The 6445-nt window shown below is 70.3% G+C and carries 6 protein-coding genes and 1 riboswitch; of the genes, 5 read left to right on the forward strand and 1 reads right to left on the reverse strand.

What is annotated here, in order from left to right:
* Positions 1–4 precede the first annotated feature (4 nt).
* The gene (locus ACFYOY_RS02430; RefSeq protein ID WP_388584305.1) at positions 5–934 is read right to left on the reverse strand and encodes an IPT/TIG domain-containing protein; all 930 of its coding nucleotides are present in this window, start codon (positions 932–934) and stop codon (positions 5–7) included.
* Positions 935–1397: 463 nt separating this feature from the next.
* Here ACFYOY_RS02430 and ACFYOY_RS02435 point away from each other — a divergent pair, with 463 nt between their 5' ends.
* The 5 genes from ACFYOY_RS02435 (at position 1398) to ACFYOY_RS02455 (ending at position 6350) form a co-directional block, all read left to right on the forward strand.
* Positions 1398–1685, forward strand: a complete 288-nt coding sequence (locus ACFYOY_RS02435) for a hypothetical protein (protein WP_388584308.1) — start codon at positions 1398–1400, stop codon at positions 1683–1685.
* A gap of 40 nt (positions 1686–1725) precedes the next feature.
* A complete protein-coding gene (locus ACFYOY_RS02440; RefSeq protein WP_165455929.1) occupies positions 1726–1890 on the forward strand; it encodes a hypothetical protein in 165 nt (54 codons plus the stop codon).
* A gap of 65 nt (positions 1891–1955) precedes the next feature.
* Positions 1956–2462, forward strand: a complete 507-nt coding sequence (locus ACFYOY_RS02445; protein WP_351879915.1) for a GNAT family N-acetyltransferase — start codon at positions 1956–1958, stop codon at positions 2460–2462.
* A gap of 159 nt (positions 2463–2621) precedes the next feature.
* Positions 2622–2782: riboswitch (cobalamin riboswitch) on the forward strand.
* A gap of 137 nt (positions 2783–2919) precedes the next feature.
* A complete protein-coding gene (locus tag ACFYOY_RS02450) occupies positions 2920–5334 on the forward strand; it encodes a ribonucleoside-diphosphate reductase subunit alpha (RefSeq protein ID WP_388584311.1) in 2415 nt (804 codons plus the stop codon).
* Positions 5334–6350: a ribonucleotide-diphosphate reductase subunit beta gene (locus tag ACFYOY_RS02455; protein ID WP_203348521.1), complete on the forward strand. Its 1017-nt coding sequence runs from the start codon at positions 5334–5336 to the stop codon at positions 6348–6350. Before ACFYOY_RS02450 ends, ACFYOY_RS02455 begins: the two co-directional genes overlap by 1 nt.
* Positions 6351–6445 lie beyond the last annotated feature (95 nt).

Consider the following 6445-nt stretch of genomic DNA (forward strand, 5'->3'; position numbering starts at 1 on the left):
CGTATCAGACGTAGAGGAACCCGCCGGGGACGGTGACGGTCCCGAAGGCCGTCACCAGCGTGACGGTCGCGGTGCCGGGCACCCCGGCCGGGGTGGTGCCGGTGACCGTGGTGGCGGTGGCGGTCACACCGGTGGCGGGGACGCCGTTGAACAGCACGCCCAGCACGCTGCCGAGGTTGGTGCCGTTGATGGTGAACGCGGTGCCGCCGGCGATAGGTCCGGTGTTGGGCGTGATGTTGGTGGGCACCGGGGCGGGCGGCGCGACGAAGTAGGTGAAACCGCCGGGGACAGTGGTGCTGCCGCCCGGGCCGCTCAGCGTGACGGTGACGTTGCCGCCCGCGGGCGGGCCTGCCGGGGTGATGCCGATCAGGCTGGTCCCGCCCGGGTTGATGGTCAGGATCGCCGAGGGGTTCGCGCCGAAGGTGACACTGGTGACCCCGGTCAGATTGGTGCCCGTGATCACGTACAGGGTGCCGCCGGTGGTCGGTCCCACGGTCGGGGTGATGGAGAAGGCGGTGGGCGGCGTCGGCGCCACGTAGGTGTACGGCTGGCTGTTGCTGGTGCCGGCGGTGGTGGTGACCAGGACCTGGACGGGCCCGGGCGCGTGCGGCGGGGCTATCACCACGACGATGTCGTTGGTGGGATTGCCCGGCCAGCCGCCGCCTCCGGGCCAGCCACCGCCACCCCAGCCGCCGCCCCAGTCACCATCCCAGCCGCCGCCACCGGAACTGCTCTGGCTGACGATCTGCGCGGGCACGCCGCCGAAGGTCACGCTGATGACGTTGCGCAGGTTCTGCCCGTTGAGCTGGACGAGGTTCCCACCGGCGGCGGGGCCCGAGTTGGGCACCACGGACAGCAGCAACGGCGGCCCCACCTGCGACGGGGGCCAGTTGGCCGCGGTGGGGGCGGCGGTCGCGAGAGCGGTCGAGGTCATGGTTGGTCCTCCCGGGAAGGGTTCGGGTGATACGCGCCGACGGCATGCCGATGTCGTGGGCAAGCCGCTGGTCAACGCCTCGTCGTCGCCGCGCGGTCGAGGCAGGCCGGCACCGGAGGAACGGAAAGCCGCCGGGCGGCCGGTCAGAGCGCGGGAGCGATGCGCCGGGTGAGAGCGGAGCTACGGGACGAACGCCCGGCTCCTGGATGGCCTATGAGGTATGGGGCACCCTCGGTGGCACGTTTCCAGTTATCCACGCCCGCCCCCATCGCTCAAGGTTCCGGGGCTGCCATCACTCGTTTGGCGCATCTGGGCGCGCCTGGCGGCGAGCTTGTATGACAAGCGCTCCGCTATTCGGGGGAACGCGCGGCCGGAGTATGGCCTGCCGTCCTCCACCGTGCCTCTAATGAGTGACATCGGCAGTGCCAACCCGTGCGGGACCACCCGGGGAGGGATCGATCCGATGAGCCTCGCCGCGTTCCTCCTCGCCCTCGGCACCACCTGCCGTATCACCCGCTTCATCACCAAGGACACGCTGGCGGCGGAGTTCAGAACCTGGGTCGCCGACCGCTTCGGCGACGACTCCCGGCCCTCCTACCTCGTCAACTGCGGCTGGTGCACCAGCACCTGGGTGGCCGGCGCCATCGCCGTCTACGCCTCCTTGCTGCACACCACCGCGTGGTTCCACCTCCCGGCCACCGCCCTGACGCTCTCCTACCTCGCCGGGGTCGCCTCGCGGTGGCTGGACTGACACCGACCCGTACTGGACTCGAGGGAAAGGAACGGCAGCCATGGCCTGCAACTGCGGCGGAGGGACACGTGGCCCGCGACCCGTTGTCGTCTATGAGTTGACGCTGCCGGACGGCACGGTCCGGCGCTATTTCACCTATCAGGAAGCCGACGCCGCCAACAAGCGCGCGGGCTCCACCGGAGTGATCAACACCGCCGTCCAGTGACGGCGAAGACCGGCGAGTGACGGCATGGCGGCCCGATTGTCAGTGGTGTGCGGCAGACTGCGGCCATGGACATCACGATCAGGCGCGCGCGGGACGAGGAGCTGGACGGGATCGGGGAGCTCACCGCGCAGGTGTATCTCGGTGACGGGCTCCTGGACTTCGGCGACAGTGATCCATATCTCACCACCCTGCGCGACGCCCGGCGCCGGGCCGCCGAGGCCGAGCTGCTGGTCGCGGCGGACGCGGCGAGTGACGAGGTGCTGGGGGCCGTGGCGTTCGCGGTGTACGGCGGCGCGTATGCGGAGCTGGCCCGGCCTGGCGAGGGCGAGTTCCGGATGCTGGCCGTGCGGGCGGAGTCGCGGCGGCGCGGGGCGGCCGAGGCGCTGGTGCGCGCCTGCCTGGACCGGGGGCGCGCGCTGGGGCTGCGGCGGATCGTGATCAGCAGCCAGCAGTCCATGACCGCCGCCCACCGGCTGTACGAGCGGCTGGGGTTCGTGCGGGCCCCGGAGCGCGACTGGTCGCCGATAGCCGAGTTGGACCTCACCCTGTGGGCGTTCACGGTGGAGCTGTGACGACCGGCGGCGTGCGCCCTGGGCCATGGGCTCGCGTGCGCGACGGGTCACGGGCTTGTGTGCGCGCCCGGCTGCGGGCTGCCACGGGCCCCAGGTCACGGGCCACCTCCGGAACGCATTAGCACATTCATGCGAAACTCCGCACCTCACGACACAAGATATGGGGGTGCGTGCGTCGGTCGACACAAGATGTATGCTCGTCCTCGCTGTCGCCGCAGGGGAATCCGGTGGGAATCCGGAACTGTCCCGCAACGGTGTACGTGTGCGCTTATGCGGCGTGCCCGTAAGTCCGAGCACCTGCCGACGGCCCTGTGTGAACACGTCCCCCGGCCTCGAGGGTTGGGCCGATGGACGCTGCGTGGTGTGCCTGGCGTACGAGGAGTGCGGCATCGGCATGCCCGTACGCGCCCATCGCGCCTCCCCTCGTGGCCCCGGCCGAGCGAGGGAGAGCACCTCAGTGACCATCGCGCCCGCAGATCCGGTTTCAGAGCAGGCGGTTTCTCAGGCAGCGCACGACGCGCCCGGAACCGCCCTGCTACGGACGCTTACCGGACTCACCGCCGACTTGCCCGCCACCGACCCCGGCAAGGTCGCGGCCGCCGCCCTGCGCGGCCGCCATCCCGGCTCGGACGAGGCGGAGTTGCGCGGCCTGGCGACCGAGGCGGCGGCCGGGCTGATCGCCGAGGAGCCGGAGTACTCGCGGCTGGCCGCGCGACTGCTGGCGCTCACCATCACGGAGGAGGCGGCCGGGCAGGGCGCGGTCTCCTTCTCCACATCCGTCCAGGTGGGCCACCGTGAGGGCCTGCTGGCCGACTCCACCGCCAAGTTCGCCGCCGCCCACGCCGCACGGCTGGACGCGCTGGTGGAGCGGGCCCTGGCCGACGGCGCCGACAAGCGCTTCGGCTACTTCGGACTGCGCACCCTCTACAGCCGCTATCTGCTGCGCCACCCGATCACCCGTCAGGTGATCGAGACCCCGCAGCACTTCCTGCTGCGGGTGGCCTGCGGGCTCGCCGAGGACCTCTCGGAGCGGGCGCTGGACGATGTGGCCGAGCTGTACCGGCTGACCAGCACGCTGTCGTATCTGCCCAGCTCCCCCACGCTGTTCAACTCCGGCACCCGGCATCCGCAGATGTCGTCCTGCTATCTGCTGGACTCGCCGCTGGACGAGCTGGACTCGATCTACAACCGCTACCACCAGGTGGCACGGCTGTCGAAGCACGCGGGCGGCATCGGCCTGTCCTACTCCCGTATTCGGGCGCGCGGTTCGCTGATCCGGGGCACCAACGGGCACTCCAACGGCATCGTGCCGTTCCTGCGCACACTCGACGCCTCGGTGGCCGCCGTCAACCAGGGCGGCCGGCGCAAGGGCGCGGCCTGCGTCTATCTGGAGACCTGGCACGCGGACCTCGAGGAGTTCCTGGAGCTGCGGGACAACACGGGCGAGGAGGCCCGCCGCACCCACAACCTCAACATCGCCCACTGGATCCCGGACGAGTTCATGCGCCGGGTCGAGGCGGACGCCGACTGGTCGCTGTTCTCCCCGGTCGACGCGCCCGATCTGGTGGACCTGTGGGGCGATGAGTTCGACGCCGCGTACCGGAAGGCCGAGGCCGAGGGGCGGGCGGTCAAGCAGGTCCCGGCGCGGCAGCTGTACGCCCGGATGATGCGCACCCTCGCGCAGACCGGCAACGGCTGGATGACCTTCAAGGACGCCGCCAACCGCACCGCCAACCAGACCGCCGAGCCCGGCAGGGTCGTCCACTCCTCGAACCTGTGCACCGAGATCCTGGAGGTCACCAACGACGGCGAGACCGCCGTGTGCAACCTCGGCTCGGTCAACCTCGCCGCGCACCTGGACGAGGACGGGCAGCTGGACTGGGAGCGCCTCGACGCCACCGTCCACACCGCCGTGACCTTCCTCGACCGCGTGGTGGACATCAACTTCTACCCGACGGACGAGGCCGGGGCCTCCAACTCCCGCTGGCGGCCGGTGGGCCTGGGCCTGATGGGGCTGCAGGACGTCTTCTTCCGGCTGCGGCTGCCGTTCGACTCGCCCGAGGCCAAGGCGCTCTCCACCCGGATCTCCGAGCGCATCATGCTCGCCGCGTACGAGGCGTCCTGCGAGCTCGCCGAGCGCCACGGCCCGCACCCGGCCTGGTCCGAGACCCGCACCGCGCGCGGTGTGCTGCACCCGGACCACTACACGGACGCGGTGGCCACCTGGCCGGAGCGCTGGGAGGCGCTGCGCACCCGGATGGCGAAGTCCGGGATGCGGAACTCGCTGCTGCTGGCGATCGCGCCGACCGCGACCATCGCCTCCATCGCGGGCGTCTACGAGTGCATCGAGCCGCAGGTCTCCAACCTCTTCAAGCGCGAAACGCTCAGCGGGGAGTTCCTCCAGGTCAACTCGTATCTGGTGGACGACCTCAAGAAGCTGGGCGTCTGGGACGCCCAGACCCGCGAGGCGCTGCGCGAGTCCAACGGCTCGGTCCAGGAGTTCTCCTGGGTGCCCGCGGACGTACGGGACCTGTACCGCACCGCGTGGGAGATCCCGCAGCGCGCCCTGATCGAGATGGCGGCGGCCCGCACCCCGTACCTCGACCAGAGCCAGTCGCTGAACCTCTTCATGGCCTCGCCGACCATCGGCAAGCTCAGCTCGATGTACGCGTACGCCTGGAAGCGCGGCATCAAGACCACGTACTACCTGCGCTCGCGTCCGGCCACCCGGATCGCCCAGAGCGCCCGTGGCGGCGGCGCCGCGGCCAACGCACCCGCCCCTGCCCCCATCCCCGTACAGCAGGCTCCGGCCGAGGCCGACGCGATCGCCTGCTCCCTGGAAAACCCCGAGTCCTGCGAGGCCTGCCAGTAATGTCCCCCACGTCCCAGAAGAACCTGCTCGACCCGGGCTTCGAACTCACCCTGCGGCCGATGCGGTACCCGGAGTTCTACGACCGCTACCGCGACGCGATCAAGAACACCTGGACCGTGGAGGAGGTCGACCTCCACTCCGACGTCACCGACCTCGCCAAGCTCTCCCCCGGTGAGCAGCATCTGATCGGCCGTCTGGTCGCCTTCTTCGCGACCGGCGACTCGATCGTGGCCAACAACCTGGTGCTGACGCTGTACAAGCACATCAACTCCCCCGAGGCGCGGCTGTATCTGTCGCGGCAGCTCTTCGAGGAGGCGGTGCATGTCCAGTTCTATCTGACGCTGCTGGACACCTACCTCCCCGATCCTGACGACCGCGCCGCGGCCTTCGCCGCCGTCGAGAACATCCCCTCCATCAGGGAGAAGGCGGAGTTCTGCTTCCGCTGGATGGACTCGGTGGAGAAGATCGACCGGCTGGAGACCAAGGAGGACCGCCGCCGCTTCCTGCTCAACCTGATCTGCTTCGCGGCCTGTATCGAGGGGCTGTTCTTCTACGGCGCCTTCGCGTACGTGTACTGGCTGCGCTCGCGCGGGCTGCTGCACGGCCTGGCGACGGGCACCAACTGGGTGTTCCGCGATGAGTCGATGCACATGGAGTTCGCCTTCTCGGTCGTGGACACCGTCCGCGAGGAGGAGCCGGACCTCTTCGACGACGAGCTCCAGCAGCAGGTCACCGACATGCTGAAGGAGGCCGTCGAGGCGGAGCTGCAGTTCGCCCGCGATCTGTGCGGGGAGGGGCTGCCGGGCATGAACACCGCGTCGATGCAGGAGTATCTGCAGTGCGTGGCCGACCAGCGCCTGATGCGCCTCGGCTTCCCCGCGGTCTTCGGCTCGGAGAACCCGTTCTCCTTCATGGAGCTGCAGAACGTCCAGGAGCTGACCAACTTCTTCGAGCGCCGCGCCTCGGCCTACCAGGTCGCGGTCGAGGGCTCGGTCGCCTTCGACGACGACTTCTGATGCCACCGGGCGGGGGGGGGCCCCCCGGGGGGGGGCCCCCCCCCGGGGGGGCCCCCCACACCCGAGGTGGGGCCCCCGGGACAGAGGGGGGGGGC

This window comes from Streptomyces sp. NPDC007875 (assembly GCF_042868035.1).
Lineage (GTDB): Bacteria > Actinomycetota > Actinomycetes > Streptomycetales > Streptomycetaceae > Streptomyces > Streptomyces antimycoticus.